The sequence below is a fragment of the Rhodopila sp. genome (assembly GCF_965277825.1).
In the GTDB taxonomy this organism is placed as follows: domain Bacteria; phylum Pseudomonadota; class Alphaproteobacteria; order Acetobacterales; family Acetobacteraceae; genus Rhodopila.
The window spans coordinates 2,301,662-2,320,273 of sequence record NZ_OZ255846.1 but is presented as its reverse complement, the minus strand read 5'-3'; the positions used below and the strand labels follow the sequence as shown (position 1 = coordinate 2,320,273).

General features: G+C 67.3%; 19 protein-coding genes. 16 read left to right on the top strand and 3 right to left on the bottom strand.

The annotated features are described in order from the left end of the window. Positions 1–4: 4 nt before the first annotated feature. The 7 genes from bchO (at position 5) to ACQY4T_RS11535 (ending at position 5,690) form a co-directional block, all read left to right on the top strand. On the top strand, positions 5–877 hold the full coding sequence (gene bchO, locus ACQY4T_RS11565; RefSeq protein ID WP_428541841.1) for an alpha/beta fold hydrolase BchO: 873 nt from the start codon (positions 5–7) through the stop codon (positions 875–877). Further along, positions 861–2,168, top strand: coding sequence for a DUF3422 family protein (locus ACQY4T_RS11560; protein WP_428541838.1), 1,308 nt, complete (start codon positions 861–863; stop codon positions 2,166–2,168). The genes bchO and ACQY4T_RS11560 overlap by 17 nt, the downstream gene beginning before the upstream one ends. After that, entirely contained in the window at positions 2,152–2,544 is a 393-nt protein-coding gene (locus tag ACQY4T_RS11555) for a hypothetical protein (RefSeq protein WP_428541835.1), read from the top strand. The genes ACQY4T_RS11560 and ACQY4T_RS11555 overlap by 17 nt, the downstream gene beginning before the upstream one ends. A gap of 83 nt (positions 2,545–2,627) precedes the next feature. After that, complete coding sequence (locus tag ACQY4T_RS11550; RefSeq protein ID WP_428541832.1) at positions 2,628–4,145, top strand: phytoene desaturase; 1,518 nt, start codon at positions 2,628–2,630, stop codon at positions 4,143–4,145. Continuing rightward, entirely contained in the window at positions 4,129–5,151 is a 1,023-nt protein-coding gene (locus ACQY4T_RS11545; RefSeq protein ID WP_428541829.1) for a phytoene/squalene synthase family protein, read from the top strand. Before ACQY4T_RS11550 ends, ACQY4T_RS11545 begins: the two co-directional genes overlap by 17 nt. A gap of 12 nt (positions 5,152–5,163) precedes the next feature. Then, positions 5,164–5,517 (top strand): hypothetical protein, encoded by a 354-nt coding sequence (locus tag ACQY4T_RS11540; protein WP_428541826.1) that lies wholly within the window; start codon positions 5,164–5,166, stop codon positions 5,515–5,517. Then, the gene (locus ACQY4T_RS11535; protein ID WP_428541823.1) at positions 5,514–5,690 is read left to right on the top strand and encodes a hypothetical protein; all 177 of its coding nucleotides are present in this window, start codon (positions 5,514–5,516) and stop codon (positions 5,688–5,690) included. Before ACQY4T_RS11540 ends, ACQY4T_RS11535 begins: the two co-directional genes overlap by 4 nt. A 116-nt stretch (positions 5,691–5,806) precedes the next feature. On the opposite strand, the gene ACQY4T_RS11530 is transcribed toward ACQY4T_RS11535, so the two are convergent. The 3 genes from ACQY4T_RS11530 to crtD all read right to left on the bottom strand — a co-directional run bounded on the left by ACQY4T_RS11530 (position 5,807) and on the right by crtD (position 9,863). Beyond that, entirely contained in the window at positions 5,807–7,378 is a 1,572-nt protein-coding gene (locus ACQY4T_RS11530) for a c-type cytochrome (RefSeq protein WP_428541820.1), read from the bottom strand. An 80-nt stretch (positions 7,379–7,458) separates the two neighbouring features. Continuing rightward, entirely contained in the window at positions 7,459–8,358 is a 900-nt protein-coding gene (locus ACQY4T_RS11525) for a carotenoid 1,2-hydratase (protein ID WP_428541817.1), read from the bottom strand. Continuing rightward, the gene (gene crtD / locus ACQY4T_RS11520) at positions 8,355–9,863 is read right to left on the bottom strand and encodes a 1-hydroxycarotenoid 3,4-desaturase CrtD (protein ID WP_428541814.1); all 1,509 of its coding nucleotides are present in this window, start codon (positions 9,861–9,863) and stop codon (positions 8,355–8,357) included. The genes ACQY4T_RS11525 and crtD overlap by 4 nt, the downstream gene beginning before the upstream one ends. Positions 9,864–10,042: 179 nt before the next feature. On the opposite strand from crtD, the gene ACQY4T_RS11515 reads away from it, so the two are divergent. The 9 genes from ACQY4T_RS11515 (at position 10,043) to pufL (ending at position 18,599) form a co-directional block, all read left to right on the top strand. Then, complete coding sequence (locus tag ACQY4T_RS11515) at positions 10,043–10,912, top strand: polyprenyl synthetase family protein (RefSeq protein ID WP_428541811.1); 870 nt, start codon at positions 10,043–10,045, stop codon at positions 10,910–10,912. 146 nt (positions 10,913–11,058) lie between these two features. Next, positions 11,059–12,171, top strand: coding sequence for a methyltransferase (locus ACQY4T_RS11510; protein WP_428541808.1), 1,113 nt, complete (start codon positions 11,059–11,061; stop codon positions 12,169–12,171). A gap of 92 nt (positions 12,172–12,263) precedes the next feature. Then, a complete protein-coding gene (gene bchC, locus ACQY4T_RS11505; RefSeq protein WP_428541805.1) occupies positions 12,264–13,199 on the top strand; it encodes a chlorophyll synthesis pathway protein BchC in 936 nt (311 codons plus the stop codon). Then, positions 13,196–14,188, top strand: coding sequence for a chlorophyllide a reductase iron protein subunit X (locus ACQY4T_RS11500; protein ID WP_428541802.1), 993 nt, complete (start codon positions 13,196–13,198; stop codon positions 14,186–14,188). The genes bchC and ACQY4T_RS11500 overlap by 4 nt, the downstream gene beginning before the upstream one ends. Then, positions 14,185–15,666: a chlorophyllide a reductase subunit Y gene (gene bchY, locus ACQY4T_RS11495; protein WP_428541799.1), complete on the top strand. Its 1,482-nt coding sequence runs from the start codon at positions 14,185–14,187 to the stop codon at positions 15,664–15,666. Before ACQY4T_RS11500 ends, bchY begins: the two co-directional genes overlap by 4 nt. Positions 15,667–15,669: 3 nt before the next feature. Next, entirely contained in the window at positions 15,670–17,115 is a 1,446-nt protein-coding gene (bchZ, locus tag ACQY4T_RS11490) for a chlorophyllide a reductase subunit Z (protein ID WP_428541796.1), read from the top strand. Between the two features lie 129 nt (positions 17,116–17,244). Further along, on the top strand, positions 17,245–17,484 hold the full coding sequence (gene pufB / locus ACQY4T_RS11485) for a light-harvesting antenna LH1, beta subunit (RefSeq protein WP_428541793.1): 240 nt from the start codon (positions 17,245–17,247) through the stop codon (positions 17,482–17,484). A 12-nt stretch (positions 17,485–17,496) separates the two neighbouring features. Continuing rightward, positions 17,497–17,685, top strand: coding sequence for a light-harvesting antenna LH1, alpha subunit (gene pufA, locus ACQY4T_RS11480; RefSeq protein ID WP_428541790.1), 189 nt, complete (start codon positions 17,497–17,499; stop codon positions 17,683–17,685). A gap of 86 nt (positions 17,686–17,771) precedes the next feature. Next, positions 17,772–18,599 (top strand): photosynthetic reaction center subunit L, encoded by an 828-nt coding sequence (gene pufL, locus ACQY4T_RS11475; RefSeq protein WP_428541787.1) that lies wholly within the window; start codon positions 17,772–17,774, stop codon positions 18,597–18,599. Positions 18,600–18,612: the final 13 nt, after the last annotated feature.

Here is an 18,612-nt window from a genome sequence, read left to right as displayed (position 1 = left end):
GGGGTTGAACTGGGGCCGCGACGGCCGCGACTGGCCAAACCGCGCGGCCAGCCGGTTCGTCAGCGCCGGCGGCCTGCGCTGGCACGTCCAGGTGCTTGGCCAGGGACCAGTCGTGCTGCTGCTGCACGGCACCGGCGCCTCCACCCATTCGTTCCGCGCCCTGGCACCGATGCTGGCAACCGATTTCACCGTCGTGGCGCCGGACCTGCCCGGACACGGTTTCACCGCCTCGCCAAGCCGCGCCTCGGGCTACACGCTTGTCGCGGTGGCCAACGGCATCGACGCCCTGCTGCGCGAACTCGGTCTCCGGCCCACCCTCGCCGTCGGCCATTCGGCCGGCGCCGCGATCGCCGTGCACATGACCCTGCAAGGGTCCATCGAACCGGTCGCCGTCGTCAGCCTGGCCGGAGCGCTGCTGCCGTTTCCCGGCATGGCCAACGATTTTTTCGGCCCCGCCGCAAGGTTCCTGGCAAGTTCCTCGGTCACCGCCAAGGCATTCGCGCTGTTCGCCGGTTCCCGCCCCAGCGTCGAACGCATGATGCGGTCCACCGGATCCAGCATCGATCCCGAGGGGATGCGGCTATACAGCCGGCTGGCCGGCAACTCCGGCCACGTCCACGGCGCATTGTCTCTGATGGCCAACTGGGACTTGCGTCCCCTGCAGCGCGATATGCCAGGCCTGCGTTGCCGGCTGGTCCTGGTCACAGGCAGCCGGGACGGCATGGTCCCGCCGGCCGAAGCCCTTCGCGTGCGAGCCCTGGTGCCGACCGCGGAACTAGTCTCACTGCACGGCTCGGGCCACCTCGCGCACGAAGAACGTCCCGCCGAGATCGCCGCGCTGCTGCGGCGCATGGTGGCGCATGAAGCTGCCGGCTGACCACCCGCAGCGGGTCGAACTCAACGACGAGGTGCACGCCCGCCCGCCGGAGCCATTGATCGCCCCCTCCCGGCTCTCCTACCTGGCGCTGCTGTGCGACACGACGCAACGCGAAGCCGGCTGGGCCGCCATCAGCGACCTGTGCCGCCGCCACAACCTGGAACCGCCGCCGCAAAGCCTGCTGCATTTCAGCGCCCAGCTCGGCGCGCTGCGGGTCAAATGGGAGCGGCACACCGAGTTCATCCGCTTTACCTTCATCGCCGATGGCGATGCCGACGACGCTTTCCACCACCCCGCGATCGCCGAACTGCCCCCCGATTGGGTCGCCGCCCTTCCCGGCGAGGTCGTGGTCGCCGCCCACGTCGCCCTGATCAAGGCCGAACCGGGCGAGCTCGACCTGCCCGCCATCGCGACCTGCTGGTTCGACGGCAACATGCCGGTCGGCGCCGCCGTCTCCGGCGCCGCCGTGACCGCGCTGACCGATCTTCAAATCCACGCCGATGGCTTCAGCCGCCACCTGATGCTGGATCACGCGACAACGCCCTGGCAGGCCGGCCGCATCGCGCAACGTCTGCTGGAAATCGACACCTACCGAATTCTGGCGCTGCTGGCACTTCCGGTTGCCCGCGGCGCCGGTCCCCTGCTCGCCAACTCCGAACGTGAACTGGCCAGCATCACTGCGCTGCTGGTATCGGTGCAGCCGGCCGAGGAACCCGCGCTGCTCGATCGCCTTACCCAGCTTGAGGCCGAGATCGAAAACCAGCAGTCGGAAATGCGCTACCGCTTCGGCGCCGCCGACGCCTATTACGAGTTGATGCGCAGACGCATCGACGAACTGCGCGAGCAGCGTATCACCGGCCTGCAGACGCTGCGCGAATTTACCGAACGCCGGCTGGCACCGGCAATGAACACCTGGCGCTCCATCGCCAGCCGCCAGGAATCGCTGTCGCTGCGCGTCGACCGCGCCACCCACCTTCTATCGATCCGGGTCGACCTGACGCGGGAACAACAGAACCAGCGACTGCTGGCCTCGATGAACAGCCGCGCACGCTTGCAGTTGCGTCTGCAATCGACCGTCGAGGGCCTCTCGGTTGCTGCAGTCACCTACTACGTCTCCGCCCTGGTCGGCCACGCCGCCGAGGCGCTGCGCTTCGCCGGCCTGCACGTCGACCCCGCGCTGGCGATCGGCGTCAGCATCCCCGTAGTCGCGGCGGTGGCATTCTTTGGCATCCACCATATCCGCCGCAGCGTGACCCGGCCGGCCGAGAACGAACATGCAGCGGATTTTTAGCTCGCCGCACATCATCGATCTGGTGCTCGTCCTGACGTTGCTGGAGGCGATCGGCCTGCTCCTGGCACGCCGACGCCTCGTCAATCGCTCGGCCCTGGGCCGCGAGGTCACCCCTCGGCCGCGGCCGAAGGGTTCGTCAGCATCCGCCGCCCAAGCCGAGACCGCGGCGCCCCCCGGCCCCATCGAGCCATCGAAGCCGACGGAAAACGACCCACTACGACCGATCGGCGTCGTGCGGATGCTGTTGCCGGGCGTTTTCTTGATGCTGGCGATCCGCGCGGCACTCGATGGAACCGCCTGGCCCTGGCTGCCGCTCGCACTGGCGGCGGCGCTGGTCGCGCATCTGGCCGATCTGCGTCAACGCTGGTTCGGCTAAATACCGTTCTCCGAAGCAAACTCCACGCGTCGGCCCCTAGCCAAAACTGTCACCTTTAGCTTACACTTCGGTGTATGGACCTGTTGACGGATACCTCCCTCCACGCTCCAGCACCCCCCACCCCGCCCCATGCCGTGGTGATCGGCGCCGGCTTCGGCGGCCTCGCCGCCGCGATCCGGCTGCGCGCCCGCGGCTACCGCGTCACTGTCGTGGAAAAACTCGAAGCCGCCGGCGGCCGCGCCTCGGTGTTCCGCCAGGATGGCTTTACCTTCGACGCCGGCCCGACCATCCTGACCGCGCCCTTCCTGCTCGAAGAGCTTTGGCACCTATGCGGCCGGCGGATGCAAGACGACCTGACCTTGCAGCCGGTCTCCCCGTTCTACCGCATCCGTTTCGATGACGGCTCCAGTTTCGACTGCAGCGGCGACCCCGATTCGATGCGCCGCGAAATCAGTCTTCTCGCCCCCGCCGACCTCGACGGCTACGAACGGTTCATGCGGCTCAGCAAAACCACCTGCCGCATCGGCTTCGAACAACTCGGCGCCGAACCGTTCAACTCGCTGACGGACATGGCCAGGATCGCCCCCGATCTGATCCGGCTAGGCGGCTACCAAAGCGTCTACCGCCTGGTCAGCCGCTTCATCAAGAACGAGAAGCTGCGCATCGTCTGCAGCTTCCACCCGCTTTTGATCGGCGGCAATCCGTTCACCGCCAGCGCGATCTATACCCTGATCCCCTATCTCGAACGCCGCTGGGGCGTGCATTTCGCCATGGGCGGCACCGGAGAGGTCGTCTGCGGCCTGGTGAACCTGATCGAAGCCCAAGGCAGCACCATGCGCTACGACGCCGAGGTGTCCCGCATCACCATCGCCGGCGGCCGCGTCCAGGGAGTCCAACTGGTATCCGGTGAAACCATCCCGGCCGACATTGTAGTATCCAACGCCGACGCCGCCTGGACCTACGCCAAGCTACTGCCGCCGCAAGCACGCCGCCGCTGGACCGATCGCAAACTGCGACGAGCCCGCTATTCCATGAGCCTGTTCGTCTGGTACTTCGGCACCGACCGCCGCTACGAAGACGTCGCACACCACACCATCCTGCTCGGTCCGCGCTATCGCGAATTGCTGGCCGACATCTTCAAGCGCAAGCTGCTGGCCAAGGATTTCTCGCTCTACTTGCATCGCCCGACGGCGACCGATCCTTCCCTCGCCCCACCCGGCTGCGACGCGTTCTACGTACTGTCGCCTGTGCCTAACCTGGCCGGCGCGACCGACTGGCACACCGCCGCCGAACCATACCGCGCGGCGATCGAGGAACACCTGTCCGCCACCGTACTGCCCGGTTTGCGCAGCCACGTCGTCACCTCGAAGCTGATGACGCCGCTGGATTTCGCCGATCGGCTGTGCGCCTGGCAAGGCGCCGCCTTCGGGCTGGAACCGGTGCTGCGCCAAAGCGCCTGGTTCCGCCCGCACAACCGTAGCGAGGACATAGCCGGGCTCTATCTCGTCGGCGCCGGCACCCATCCCGGCGCCGGCGTGCCGGGCGTGCTGTCCTCGGCCAAGGTGCTGGATCGCGTGGTGCCGCATGCCGCCGCGCGTTGACCTCGAAGCCGCCGACCAGCGTGCCTGCCGCGCGCTGCTGCGCGCAGGGTCGAAGAGCTTCGACGCCGCGGCCAAACTGTTGCCGGCGTCGATCCGCGACCCGGCGGTCGCGCTTTATGCCTTTTGCCGCGACGCCGACGACGTCATCGATGGCGGCGGCGGCAGCCTGGATTGGTTGCGCGAACGCCTCGATCTCGCCTACCTCGGACGCCCGCTCGCGCTGCCCGCCGACCGCGCCTTCGCCAGGGTAGTCGATCGTTTCGCCATCCCGCGCGGTCTGCCCGAAGCCCTGCTGGAAGGGTTTGCCTGGGACGCCGAACGACGCCGCTATCCCGACCTCGCCGCGCTGCGCGCCTATGCCGTCAGGGTGGCCGGAACCGTCGGCGCCATGATGGCCGTGGTGATGGGCGTGCGCGACCGCGCCAGGCTCGCCGCCGCGGTCAACCTCGGCGTGGCGATGCAACTGTCCAACATTGCCCGCGACATCGGCGAGGACGCCGTCGCCGGCCGTCTATACTTGCCGCTGGACTGGCTCGCCGAGGCCGGCATCGACCCCGACCGTTTCCTCGCCGATCCGACACACTGCCCCGCGCTGGGCAGCGTCGTCGCCCGCCTGCTGGCGGTCGCCCAACAGCACTACAGCAACGCCGACGCCGCCATCACCCGTCTGCCGCTGACCTGCCGCCTCGGCATCGGCGCCGCCGGCCTGCTCTACGCCGAAATCGGACGCGAGGTCGCCCGCCGCGACCTGGATTCAGTCTCCGCCAGGGCAGTCGTGTCCAACCGCCGCAAGCTCCTTGTCCTCGCCGCCGGCCTGCCGGGAATGCTGCTGCCGCGCCGGCTGGCTGGCGGCTGCGTTCCGGAAGGAGTATTCGTGGTGGATGCCGTGGTCCACGCATCGCCCCGGACGGCTCCCTCGCTTCCGTGGTGGGCCGTGCAGCAGCGCGTGCGGTGGACCATCGAACTATTCGAACGCCTGGAACAACAACAGCGTGTGCAATCCTGAAGGAGGCCTCAGATGCATGACTGGCTTGGTATCGGACTGATCGCCACCGGACTGGCGCTGATCGCGGCCAGTCTGCTCAAGCACCGCAGCCGCCGGCTGTCCCCGGTTCGGCCCGGCTCGATCCGCCCGGAATTCGCCGCCATGGGCCAGATCGTCCGGCCGCTGATCTTCTTTGCCGTCGGCGTGCTCGCACTGAAGATATCGCTGTTCTACTTCGTGTTCGGCGGCGCGGGACTGCTGACCGCGCTTGATTACGCCGGCCTGATGTTCGTGCTGGCAACCTATTGCGGCTATCTGGTCGCCGCCACCGCGAGACCGCGACAGGCGACCGAACAGCGTCCCGCCGAAGCGACCTGGGCAGCATGAACTGGCCACACGGCGCCCAATGGGAATGGGCGCTCGGTGAGTTCGTGGTGCTGGGCTTCCTGTTCTGGGAGCTCTACAGCCTGCGCCGAACCAAACGCCGCGACCGAGAAAAAGCCCAAAGCGCCGATCCGGCCGCGGCCTCCCCCCATCCTCGCCGGGGGAACGATCCCTGAGCAGCAAACCGCCCCCAACGGCTTAGTTACTATACCATCACGACCAGCCCGGAAACCCATCATTCCCCGTGGAAAACCGGGAACGCCCAGCCACCACCGGGCAGGACCGCCCCGGCCTACTCCTTCCCGCTGCTGTGCAGTTCCGAATAGACCCGCTCACTGAACTGGCCAATTTCGGTCGCCTTCTGCTGCTGCGGAATCGTCGCGTCCTGCCGCAGCACCGGGCAATACGCCAGCGTCAGCCCGTTCACGATATCCGCCGGCTTGGCCTGCGGCACCGCCGCTTTCAGCTTCGGCACAATCAGCTCGACCGTCTGCAGAACCGTGGCCTGCGTGGTCTTTTGCAGCGCGTCCTGGATGCCGGTCTTCGGATCCTTCACCGCCGCTGCGATATCGGCCGGCTCGACCGCCGGACAATGGCCGTTCACCGCTCCATACAACGCCACGGACGTCGTCTTCCGCAATTCCCCGGCAGTACCGGAACCGGCATTCGGCGGAGCCTTGTTGCCCCAGGCCTGACGCACATAGTTCGTGGCATCGGCGATCTGCTGATCGGTCATGCCCTGCCCGATGGCCGGCATCGGCGCGTCGGTGTTCTTCGCCTCGATGCCGCCCAGAATAGTCCGCACCACATCCTGCGGCCCCTTGGCCAGCACCGCTCCATTGTTGACCAAAGGCGCGACCGCTCCCTGCAGGCCCTTGCCATCAGGCTGGTGACAGGATGAGCAATAGTTCAGATAAGTCTCCCGCCCGACCGGCGCCTGCCCGGTGTAACCCGAGCGCTCAGTGCTGACATAGGTGGTCTCGGCCTTGGTCGATTTCAGATAGGCGACGATCGCGTGCAGGTCGGGATCGGTCAGCTTGCCAAGACTGTCGTGGACGGTCTCCGCCATCGGACCGGAGGCAGCGCCCATACCCTGAGCCTGTCCGGTCTTCAGATAGCTGACCAATTGGTCGTCGGTATATTTGCCAACGCCCTGATGCACGTCCGAGGTGATGTTCGGGGCATACCAGTTCTGGATCGAGCCGCCCTGCAATTGTCCGGCGACGCCCCCGGCGCCCAGCATACTGTTGCCATTGTGGCACTCGCCGCAATGGCCGAGTCCCTGCACCAGGTAGGCGCCGCGATTGATCTCGGCCGACTTGCCTGGGTCCGGCTTGAACGTACCTTCATGGAAAAACGCCTGGTTCCAGGCCAGCAGTCCGGTGCGGATATTGAACGGGAACGCCATCTTGCTCGGCAGCCGATCGGAATGCACCGGCTTCACCGTCATCAGATAAGCCTTGATCGCCAGCACGTCGTCGCGTGTAACCTTGGTGTACCAAGGGTACGGCATGGCGGGATACAGATACTCGCCCCCCGCCCCGATGCCCTGATGGAACACCCGGTAGAACTGATCATCGCTGACCTTGCCGATCCCGGTCTCCGGGTCCGGCGTGATGTTCGGCGTCGACAGCGGGCCAAACGGCGTATCTAGATATTTCCCGCCGGCAAACGGCTCACCGCCCGCCTTGGTATGACAAGCCATGCAGTCCCCGGCATCAGACAGATATTTGCCTTTCGCCACCAGGTCGGCATTCGGTGCATCGGCCGCTTTAGAAGCCGGGACCGATATCGCCATGGCGAACAGCCCAAGCATCGCTGAAATAGCGAACCGCCCGCCGAGCCGAACCTGTCGATCCACCATGGCGTTTTTCCATCCCTGTCAAATAGAGTTGTCATCAATCAAACGCACAACGACGACAGGGCCGTCTCGGTTCCGCCGGATCATACACGCGGCATGCGGAACGGCAGCATCGCTTGCACCCACGTGGCGGCGAAACGATTCATCGCAAGGCTCTCATGCATCACCGTGACACGCTGCCCGATGACCTCGGCGGCAACCAACGAACGCGCGTAAAACGGCGTGTCCTCCAGCGTATCGACGACCGCCGGAGCCACCGCGCTGATCTTGCGCGGCACCCGCCACATCGTTGCCGGCAACGCCACCGCGGCGGCCGGATCGAAATCCGTCACGCCCCCGGCATCGTCGTAGCGCATCGCCAGGCTCAACGGTCCGTCCCGCCGCTCCACATCGTACAGCACCGCCGTCCCGCCCGGCACCCGAGCCCGGCCCCAGTTCCAGCGAACGAAATCCGCCTCCAGCGGCCGGTCGCCATCGTTGCTGTCGAAATACGCCGGCCCGGACCACGCCATACCCGGCCGATCCAGCGCAACCTCCACCCGCGCGCAGGGCGCGATCGGCTGCCAGCGATGCCGTCCGGCCGAGTCCAAGGCCAGCACCCGGGTCTCGATCGCCGACGGATACAGCCGCACGGAGCCCCGGACCCGCCGAGGCAACGGCGCCCCGACCTCGTCGATCAACACCGTCAGAGCCGATCCGTCCCACGCCAATGAACTCGGCCCAATGGCCAAGAAATCCGCGCCCCGCCGGACCGCGCCGGACCGACGCTCGGTCATCGCCCAGCGCCTGGCCTTGCCGTACAGCGCCACGTTCAGCGCGCAGTGCTGCAGCGGATCAGCCTCGCCTCGCCCCGCACGTCGCTTCCAGGCATAATACGGCGAGAACACGCTGCCCAGGAACGCGATCAGGGTGATACCGAAAGCCCCGTCGTCGCTCAGCGCATCGACATACCACCAGGCATAGCCGCCCCCCGCCGGCGTCACCGAGAAGTCAGGTCCTGCAGCACGCTCGCCGCCGCCAGCCGACCCGACAGCAGCGCCATCGGCACGCCCGGACCCGGATGCACGCTGCCCCCCGACAGGTACAGCCCCGGCAGCGCGCTGCGCGAGCCCGGCCGGCGAAACGCCGCCATCGACCCGTGCACCGCCTGCCCGTAAAGCGCCCCCCCGGTCGCCGGAAACAGCCGAGCGAAGTCCGCCGGCGTCGTCACCACCGCTTCCCCCCGGCGGTGCAGCATCAGCCCGCATCGGGCCAACTGGGCGAATGTCCGGGTCATGCATTGCTCGATCTCCGATGCCGAAAGCTGAACCCGGTCGCCATTGGCCGGGGCGTTGATCAGGACCAGCAGCCGTTCGCCCTCGTCCGCAGGGAAGGCGGCACGCCAGGCGGCAGGGGAAGCGACAGCCGGGTCGACGCCGCCGCGGTCCTGGGCACAGACATAGACCGTTGGTTCCGCGGTGATCGCGCCGCCGCGGAACACCGCATCGAATTCGGCCGCGTAGTCGCCACCGAAGAACACGTTGTGCCGGGTCAGCGGAAACCCCCCAGTCACCGCCGGAAACGTCCAGGTCACCGCCGAGGCCGACCGTCGTTCGGGCTTCGCCGCCGGGGCCGATCCCACCACCGCGGCGCCGAACGCACCATCGGCCAGCGCGGCATAGTCAGCGTTGCAAACCACCGCATCCGAATCGAGACGCTCCCCGTCGGTCAGAACCACACCGCTCGCCCGCCCACCGTTCACCATGATCTCGCCCACCGGAGCCGCCACCCGCACCGTGGCCCCAAGCCGCGTTGCCAGCCTGCCAAGCTCCGCCGCCACCCGAACCATGCCACCCTCGACCAGCCAGACGCCCTGCTGCTCGACATGCGCGATCAACATCAAGGTCGCCGGCGCCAGGAACGGCGACGACCCGCTATACGTCGCGTAGCGGCCAAACAGTTGGCGCAGCCGAGGGTCACGAAAATGCTCACCCAGCGCCTTCCATAGCGTGGCGAACGGCGAGATGCGGAACATCGGGGCCAGCCCCGCCGCTGCGGTCAGCGATATCGCCGATGGCTTCTGCGCGCTCATGAACGGCGCTTCCAGCGTACGATAGACGGTTTGCGCGCGGGCGCAGAACGCCCGGAACCCATCCGCCTCGGCCCGCCCGGCGAACGCGGCGATCGCCTCGGCCGACCGCCCGGTATCGGCGAACAGATCCAGCCGCTGGTCCGGCCCCCAGGCGTGACGCGCCAACAGGTCGGCCGGACGCAGCGTCAGATGATCGTCCAGTGTCGCGCCGGCGTCGTTGAACAACGACTCCAGCACCCACCGCATGGTCAGCACGGTCGGCCCGGAATCGATACCGGCGCCATCGACCCGGATCTTGCCGCCGACCGCCAGCTGTTTTTCCAGCACGGTCACCGCCGCCCCCTGCCGCGCCAACTCGATCGCCGCCGCAAGGCCGCCCGCTCCAGCACCGATCACGATGACGCGTGGCGTTCGCACCTGCTCGGACCCCAAAATCGCCGTTGACTTATGTGTCAATATGATCTGACACTCCAATCGACAACTAAAATAGACACCCAAGAACCAACGCCTTAAACTGACGCCCAAAGACAGACGGCCAAAGACACACACCCGGCAAACACACACCCGTAAATCAACACGCCGAGGGGAGGATCGCCATGGATGCCATCACCCGGATCGAACGGACCCTGTCGGCCTCGATCGATCGTGTCGATACCCAGGACGCCCCACCGCTGCTCGCCGCTGCCATGCGGCACGCGGTGTTTCCGCGCGGCGCGCGCATCCGCCCAAGGCTCTGCCTCGCCGTCGCCGCGGCTTGCGGGGACGACCAGCCGGCCGCCTCGGACGCCGGCGCCGCCGCGATCGAGCTGATGCACTGCGCCTCGCTGATCCACGACGACCTGCCCTGCTTCGACAACGCCGATACCCGCCGCGGGCGCCCCTCGGTGCACCGCGCGTTCGGCGAGCCGCTGGCGGTGCTGGCCGGCGACGCGTTGATCGTGCTGTCGTTCCAGGCCATCGCCTGGGGCGCCGCCGATGCCTCGGCGCGGTTGCCGGCGCTGCTGCTGATCATGGCCGGCGCCACCGGCTTGCCGTCCGGCATCGCAGCCGGCCAGGCCTGGGAATGCGAGCCAAGTGTCGATCTGGCCCGCTACCAGCGCGCCAAGACCGGCGCCCTGTTCGCCGCCGCCACCGCGCTCGGCGCCGCCGCCGCCGGCGCTGAACCACAGCCGTGGCGCGAACTGGGCGAACGCCTGGGCGAGGCCTACCAGGTCGCCGACGATATCGCTGACGTGCTGTCCGGCGAGGCCGACCTCGGCAAACCGATCGGCCAGGATCTCGCCCTCGGCCGCCCCAACGCCGCCCTTGCCATGGGTGTGGACGCCGCACTGCGCCATCTCGAGGCGCTGGCCGAGGCGGCCGCCGGCTCGATCCCGCCCTGCCCCGGCGCCGCCGCCCTGAAGGCGCTGACCCTCAGCGAAGCCCGCCGCCTGCTGCCCAAGGACCTCTCGCAACGCGCCGCGTAAAGTGCCAAAGCGACGTCTGGTTCCATCGTCTCGTGGCCCCGCCGTCGCCGTGTCATGGCCGGCCCTGGCCCGGCCACCCACGTCTTACCGGGGTGAGCCCCAAAGTCGCGCGGTCGTCCCGCGCCGGCCGTGACCCGAACACTCCCGTGCTGCAAACCCTGACCTCCCGCTGGTTCGATCTGCGCAACCGGCTGCTGTCCGATCCGGGGTTTCAGCGCCGCGCCACCGCGTTCCCGCTGACCCGACCGATCGCCCGCAAGCGCGCCACCGCGCTGTTCGACCTCTGCGCCGGCTTCGTTTACAGCCAGGTGCTGCAAGCCTGCGTCCAGTTGCGCCTGTTCGACATCCTGCGCGACGGCGCACACACCACCGACCAGATCGCCGAACGACTGTCGCTGCCACCCACCGACGCCGCCCGTCTGTTGCATGCCGCCACCGCGCTGCGTCTGCTGCAGCGCCGGGGCCACGACCGCTTCGGTCTCGGCGTGCTCGGGGCCGCGCTGGTCGGCAACCCCGCCGTCACCGCGATGATCCGGCACCACGCGCCGCTCTATACCGATCTTCGCGATCCCGTCGGCCTGCTGCGGCGCCAGCACCCCGCCACCGAGTTGGGGCGGCTATGGCCCTACGCCGCCGGGCCGATGCCGGCCAACCTGCCGTCCCAGGATGTCGCCGCCTACACCACCCTGATGGCCGCCTCGCAGCCGCTGGTCGCCGCCGACGTGCTGGCCAGCTACCGACTCGACCGCCACCGCTGCCTGATGGATGTCGGCGGCGGTGACGGAACCTTCCTGATCCAGGCCGCCGCCTCCGCGCCCCGCCTCGACCTGATGCTGTTCGATCTGCCGGCGGTGACCGAACACGCCCGCCCGCGCCTGACCGCCGCCGGACTCGACAAGCGCGCCCGCATCTTCGGCGGCGACTTCCGCACCGATCCGTTGCCGCAAGGCGCCGACATCGTCAGCCTGGTGCGAGTCGTTCACGATCACGATGACGAAGCCGCCGCTTCCATCCTGTCGGCCGCCTGGAACGCCCTGCCCACGGGAGGCACCCTGCTGCTGGCCGAACCAATGGCCGGCACAGCGGCCGCCGGCGGCATGGAGGCCTACTTCCTGTTCTACCTGCTGGCGATGGGCAGCGGCCGCCCGCGGCGCCCCGACGAACTGACCGCCATGCTGCACACCGCCGGCTTCACCCGCGTCCGCCTGCTGCCCAGCCCGCAGCCGATGCTGGTGCGAATCCTCGCTGCGGTGAAGTGAATCCGTAAATCCCGGTTGACAGATCAATCCGTCAACTTAGGATGACAGAAATTCTCGTGCTTAGCGGCCAAACGGCTCGGCAAGAGGTAGGGATGGAAGCCTTAGCAGTTGTGCTCAACAGACCTGGAAGTCTCTCCCTGGACCGGATCGGCCTGACGCCGCCCACCCCTGCGGACGTGGTCGTCGACATCGCCTTCAGCGGCATCAGCACGGGAACCGAGCGGCTGCTGTGGCAAGGCACCATGCCGCCGTTTCCCGGTATGGGCTATCCGCTGGTCCCGGGCTACGAATCGGTCGGCCGCATTGCCGCCGCCGGTGTGGATTTCCGGCAACGCATCGGGGAAACCGTGTTCGTCGCCGGAGCCAGTTGCTTCGGCGAAATCCGCGGCCTGTTCGGCGGCGCCGCGTCCCGCCTGGTGGTGCCCGCCGCGCGCGCGCTGGCGATCGATCCCGACCTGGGTGAACGCGGCACGCTGATCGCGCTGGCGGCGACCGCGCAACATGCCATCGCCGGAGGCCAGCCACTCGAACTGATCGTCGGTCACGGCGTCGTCGGCCGCCTGCTGGCGAGGTTGACACTCGCCGCCGGCGCCCCGCCCCCCGTGGTCTGGGAAACCAACCCGCAGCGCGCCGACGGCGCCACCGGCTACCAAGTGCTGCGCCCCGAGGACGACCCGCGCAAGGATTATCGTTGCATCTGCGACGCCAGCGGTGATCCCGGCCTGCTCGACACCTTGATCGCCCGCATCGCCCCCGGCGGGGAGATCGTGCTGGCCGGCTTCTATGCCGAGCGGCTGTCGTTCGCCTTCCCGATGGCGTTCATGCGCGAAGCCCGCCTGCGCGTCGCCGCGCAGTGGCAGCCGCAAGACCTGCAAGCCGTTCGCCAACTGATCGACGACGCCAAGCTGTCGCTCGACGGCCTGATCACCCATCGAGCCGAAGCCGCCTGCGCCGATGCCGCCTACCGCACCGCGTTCGGCGATCCCGCCTGCCTGAAAATGATCCTCGATTGGAGAGCCACCGTATGAACGCACCCTTTGACGCGGCCCTTTCCCGGCTCCGCACCGAGGCGGCGATCGAACCGGATGCCCCTGCGACCGGTCCGGTGAAGAAAGAAACCCAGATCATCGCCATCTACGGCAAGGGCGGCATCGGCAAGAGCTTCACCCTCGCCAACCTGTCCTACATGATGGCGCAGCAGGGCAAGCGGGTGCTGCTGATTGGTTGCGATCCGAAAAGCGACACAACGTCCCTGCTGTTCGGCGGCCGAAGCTGCCCAACCATCATCGAAACATCGTCGAAAAAGAAGCTGGCCGGCGAGGCGGTGAAAATTGGCGACGTCTGCTTCAAGCGCGACGGCGTGTTCGCCATGGAACTCGGTGGCCCCGAGGTCGGCCGCGGCTGCGGCGGCCGCGGCATCATCCACGGCTTCGAGCTGCTGGAAAAGCTAGGCTTCCACGAGTGGGGCTTCGACTACGTGCTGCTCGACTTCCTGGGCGACGTGGTATGCGGCGGCTTCGGCCTGCCGATCGCGCGCGACATGTGCCAGAAGGTGATCGTTGTCGCATCGAACGATCTGCAATCGCTCTACGTCGCCAACAACGTCTGCTCCGCCGTCGATTACTTCCGCAAGATGGGCGGCAATGTCGGCGTCGCCGGCATGGTCATCAACAAGGACGACAGCACCGGCGAGGCCCAGGCCTTTGCCGCCGCCGTCGGCATCCCGGTGCTGTCCGCTATCCCCGCCGACGACGACATCCGCCGCAAGAGCGCCAACTACGAAATCATCGGCAAGCCCGGCGGCCGCTGGGCCCCAGTGTTCGAGCAACTCGCCGAACAGGTCGCCCTCGCCCCGCCGGTACGCCCGACCCCGTTGACCCACGACGCCCTGCTCGGCCTGTTCGCCGGCGACGCGGTCGGACGCGACGTGGTACTGGATCCGGCCACCACCGAGGACATGTGCGCCGCCACCGTGCTCGACAAGCCGTCGCTCGAAGTCATCTACGAGGGGTCATGAGCGTGGACGGCGACATCACCTCGGGCTGCCACGGCGGACGCGAAACGATGCTTGAGGCCGCGCGCGCCGCCGGCAAAAGCCAATCGCTCGAGCGGCTGATGACCGACTACCCCAAGGGCCCGCACGACCAGCCGCAATCGATGTGCCCGGCGTTCGGATCGCTGCGCGTCGGCCTGCGCATGCGCCGCACCGCCACCATCCTGTCCGGCTCGGCCTGCTGCGTTTACGGCCTGACCTTCACGTCCCACTTCTACGGCGCCAAACGCACCGTCGGCTACGTACCGTTCAATTCGGAATCCCTGGTGCGCGGCCAACTCTACGAGGACATCCGCAACGCGGTGTTCGAGACCGCCAAACCCGACGACTACGACGCCGTCGTCGTCATCAACCTCTGCGTGCCGACCGCATCCGGCGTGCCGCTCGACCGCCTGCCGAAAGCCATCGACGGCGTGCGCATCATCGGCATCGACGTGCCTGGCTTCGGCGTCCCCACCCACGCCGAGGCGAAAGACGTCCTCGCCGGCGCCATGCTGCGCTACGCCCGCACCGAGGTCGAAGCCGGCCCCGTCTCACGCCCACGCGCGCAGGCAGAACTCCCCACCGTGACCCTGATCGGCGAACTGTTCCCGGTCGATCCGGTGGCGGTCGGCGCCCTGCTCGCACCGATGGGCCTCGGTGTCGGACCACAGGTGCCATCACGCGAATGGCGCGACCTCTACGGTGCGCTGGATTGCGCCGCCGCCGCCGCGGTCCATCCTTTCTACACCGCATCGATCCGCGAGATGCAGGCCGCCAGACGCCCCATCGTCGGCTCCGGCCCGGTCGGCGTCGAGGCCACTGCCGACTGGCTCGACGCCATCGCCCGCGCCACCGGCATCAGTGCCGACGCCGCCAAGGCCAAGGCCCTGCCCCAGATCCAGGCCGCCTTCGCCGCCAATCCGATCAACGCCCGCATCACCGTCTCCGGCTACGAAGGATCCGAACTGCTGGTCGCCCGCCTGCTGATCGAAGCCGGCGCAGAAATCCCCTATGTCGGCACCGCCCTGCCGAAGACCGAATGGAGCGCCCCCGATCGCGCCTGGCTCGAAGCCCACGGCGCCCACGTGCAATACCGCGCCTCGCTGGAACAGGACATCGCCGCGATGGTCGATGTGCAGCCAGACCTCGCCGTTGGCACCACGCCCCTGGTGCAAAAAGCCAAGGCGCTCGGCATCCCGGCACTTTACTTCACCAACATGGTATCCGCCCGGCCGCTGTTCGGCGCCCCGGGCGCTGCCGCCCTCGCCGCGATCGTCGCCGCGCAGACCAAGGGCCGCGATCGTTTCGCCCGCATGGTCAGCTTCTTCGATAAGGTCGGCACCGGCGAAACCGCCGGCTACGGCTGGACCAGTATTCCCAAGGACCCGCCCGGATCGAAGGACCGCTACCGCCGCGCCCGCGAGGCGAAAGCCAAGGCAACCCAAGCGGTGGGGACCTGATCGATGCTGGTGCTGGATCATGATCGAGCCGGCGGCTACTGGGGCGCGGTCTACACCTTCACCGCAATCCGCGGCCTGCGGGTGATCATCGACGGACCGGTCGGCTGCGAGAACCTGCCGGTCACCGCCGTGCTGCACTACACCGACGCGCTCCCCCCACACGAACTGCCGATCGTCGTCACCGGCCTGTCCGAGGAAGAACTGTCGCGCAACGGCACCGAAGACGCCATGCGCCGCGCCGCCGCCACCCAGGACCCCGACATGCCAGCGGTGGTGGTCACCGGCAGCATCGCCGAAATGATCGGCGGCGGCGTCACCCCCGAAGGCTCCAACGTACTCCGCTTCATCCCGCGCACCATCGACGAAGACCAGTGGCAGGCCGCCGACCGCGCGATCTACTGGCTGTGGACCGAATTTGGCGCCAAGCGCGCCAAGCCCAAACCCTACGTCCGTCCCGAGGGCGCCAAGCCCCGCGTCAATATCATCGGCCCGATCTACGGCACCTTCAACATGCCCTCCGACGTCGCCGAAATCCGCCGTCTGGTCGAGGGCATCGGCTGCGAAGTCAACCTCACCTTCCCGCTCGGTGCCCACATCGACGACATCCAGCGGCTGCCCCAGGCCGACGCCAATATCTGCATGTATCGCGAGTTCGGCCGCAAGCTGTGCGAAGACCTCGACCGCCCCTTCCTTCAGGCACCGATCGGGCTGTTCACCACCACCAGCTTCCTGCGCGAACTCGGCCAACTGACCGGCCTCGATCCCGAACCGTTCATCGAGCGCGAAAAACACACCACGATCAAGCCGATCTGGGACCTGTGGCGCAGTGTCACCCAGGATTTCTTCGCAACCGCGTCGTTCGGCGTGGTCGCCACCGACACCTACACCCGCGGCCTGCAGCGCTTCCTGGAATCCGAGATGGGCATCCCCTGCACCCTTGCGGTGTCGCGCTGCGCTGGTGTCAAGCCCGACAACGCCGCGATCCGCACGGCTCTGCGCACCAAGCCGCCACTAGTGGTGTTCGGATCGTACAACGAACGCATGTATGCAGCCGAGGCCGGCAATCGCAGCATGTATATACCGGCGTCATTCCCAGGCGCCATCATCCGCCGCGCCACCGGCACCCCGTTCATGGGCTACGCCGGGGCCACCTACATCGTGCAGGAATTCTGCAACGCGCTGTTCGACGCGCTGTTCACCATCCTGCCGCTGGGCACCGAGCTCGACAAGATCGAACCGACGCCGTCGCGGCTAAACACCAGCACTCCCTGGGACGACGACGCCCAGCAGTTGTTCGACGATCACCTCGAAACCGAACCGTTCCTGATCCGCATCTCCGCCGCCAAGCGGTTGCGCGACCGGGTCGAAACCACAGTCCGCCAGGCCAATGAGGATCGCGTCACTGCGGTCCACGTCGCCGCGGCGCTCGCCGAAAGGCAGCTCGCGTGACCCCCGGCCTACTCGGAATTCCGTCGGGTTCCCGAACGGAATGGGCGCCGTGGCCCGCTTTTACGGCAAACCCAGTTGCGCGGGATGGGCGCGACAAGGGCCGCGAGGCCGAGACTGGAGAGTAACCAAATGGCTATAACCCCAACAGGAACCACAGGACCCTCGGTAACGGGGTTGACTGAGGCGGAGGCAAAAGAGTTCCACGGTATCTTTATCACGAGCTTTATTGTCTTCACCGTAATCGCCATCGTCGCGCACTTCCTCGCGTGGCAGTGGCGGCCTTGGCTGCCCGGACCGAACGGCTATGCCACCTCGTGGCTGTATGATGCCGGCGGAACCGCGTTCCACACGATCTCGCATCTCGTTTAGGAGGAAGCGAACATGTGGAGACTTTGGCTGCTTTTCGACCCCAGGCGGGTGCTCGTCGCGTTGAGCGTCTTCCTGTTCGTGCTGGCGTTGCTGATCCACTTCATCCTGCTCAGCACCGACCGGTTCAACTGGCTGGAAGGGCCGCATCATGGTGCGACCGCGGCTACACAGATGGCGCCCTTGCCACCAGCCGCGAAGTAACTGTGTTCGACCACGGTGACGGATGCAGGAGCCCGAGCAGCCCCGGTCCGTCACCACTTCCCGCCCATCGATAGGAGACCGTGGCAATGGCCATGCTGAGCTTTGAAAGGAAGTACCGAGTCAGGGGAGGCACCCTGATCGGTGGTGACCTGTTCGACTTCTGGGTGGGACCATTCTTCGTCGGATTTTTCGGCGTTACCGCGGCGTTCTTTTCGATCCTCGGCACCGCGCTGATCGTCTGGGGCGCCGCCATCGGGCCGACCTGGAACTTGTGGCGCATCAGCATCGCCCCACCCGACCTGAGCTACGGACTCGCCTTGGCACCGCTGGCACACGGTGGCCTGTGGCAATTGATCACCATCTGCGCGCTCGGCGCGTTCTGCTCCTGGGCGCTGCGCCAGGCCGAGATCGCCCGCAAGCTCGGCATGGGGATGCACGTTCCGGTGGCCTTCGGCTTCGCCATCCTGGCCTATTTCACCCTGGTCGTCGCCCGCCCCCTGCTGATGGGCGCCTGGGGCTACGGCTTTCCCTACGGCATCATGAGCCATCTCGATTGGGTATCGAATACCGGCTACCAGTATCTGCACTTCCACTACAATCCAGCGCACATGATCGCCGTCAGTTTCTTCTTCACCAATTGTCTGGCGCTGGGTCTGCACGCCTCACTGGTGCTGTCCGCCGCCAATCCCCGCAAGGGCGAGGCGGTGAAGTCCGCGGAACAGGAAAACGCCTACTTCCGCGATACTATCGGCTACTCGATCGGCACCCTGGGCATTCATCGCCTCGGACTGTTCCTGGCGGTCTCCGCCTCGTTCTGGAGTGCCGTCTGCATCATCATCAGCGGACCATTCTGGAGCCGCGGCTGGCCGGAGTGGTGGAGCTGGTGGCTCAATCTTCCGATCTGGGCACACTGATCCGCAAGCCGGG

Excerpts from the sequence above, each read along its gene's own strand:
- ACQY4T_RS11560 (WP_428541838.1), top strand. The coding sequence starts at position 861 with ATGAAGCTGCCGGCTGACCACCCGCAGCGGGTCGAACTCAACGACGAG.
- ACQY4T_RS11555 (WP_428541835.1), top strand. The coding sequence starts at position 2,152 with ATGCAGCGGATTTTTAGCTCGCCGCACATCATCGATCTGGTGCTCGTC.
- ACQY4T_RS11545 (WP_428541829.1), top strand. The coding sequence starts at position 4,129 with ATGCCGCCGCGCGTTGACCTCGAAGCCGCCGACCAGCGTGCCTGCCGC.
- ACQY4T_RS11540 (WP_428541826.1), top strand. The coding sequence starts at position 5,164 with ATGCATGACTGGCTTGGTATCGGACTGATCGCCACCGGACTGGCGCTG.
- ACQY4T_RS11535 (WP_428541823.1), top strand. The coding sequence starts at position 5,514 with ATGAACTGGCCACACGGCGCCCAATGGGAATGGGCGCTCGGTGAGTTC.
- ACQY4T_RS11530 (WP_428541820.1), bottom strand. The coding sequence starts at position 7,378 with ATGGTGGATCGACAGGTTCGGCTCGGCGGGCGGTTCGCTATTTCAGCG.
- ACQY4T_RS11515 (WP_428541811.1), top strand. The coding sequence starts at position 10,043 with ATGGATGCCATCACCCGGATCGAACGGACCCTGTCGGCCTCGATCGAT.
- bchC (WP_428541805.1), top strand. The coding sequence starts at position 12,264 with ATGGAAGCCTTAGCAGTTGTGCTCAACAGACCTGGAAGTCTCTCCCTG.
- ACQY4T_RS11500 (WP_428541802.1), top strand. The coding sequence starts at position 13,196 with ATGAACGCACCCTTTGACGCGGCCCTTTCCCGGCTCCGCACCGAGGCG.
- bchY (WP_428541799.1), top strand. The coding sequence starts at position 14,185 with ATGAGCGTGGACGGCGACATCACCTCGGGCTGCCACGGCGGACGCGAA.
- bchZ (WP_428541796.1), top strand. The coding sequence starts at position 15,670 with ATGCTGGTGCTGGATCATGATCGAGCCGGCGGCTACTGGGGCGCGGTC.
- pufB (WP_428541793.1), top strand. The coding sequence starts at position 17,245 with ATGGCTATAACCCCAACAGGAACCACAGGACCCTCGGTAACGGGGTTG.
- pufA (WP_428541790.1), top strand. The coding sequence starts at position 17,497 with ATGTGGAGACTTTGGCTGCTTTTCGACCCCAGGCGGGTGCTCGTCGCG.
- pufL (WP_428541787.1), top strand. The coding sequence starts at position 17,772 with ATGGCCATGCTGAGCTTTGAAAGGAAGTACCGAGTCAGGGGAGGCACC.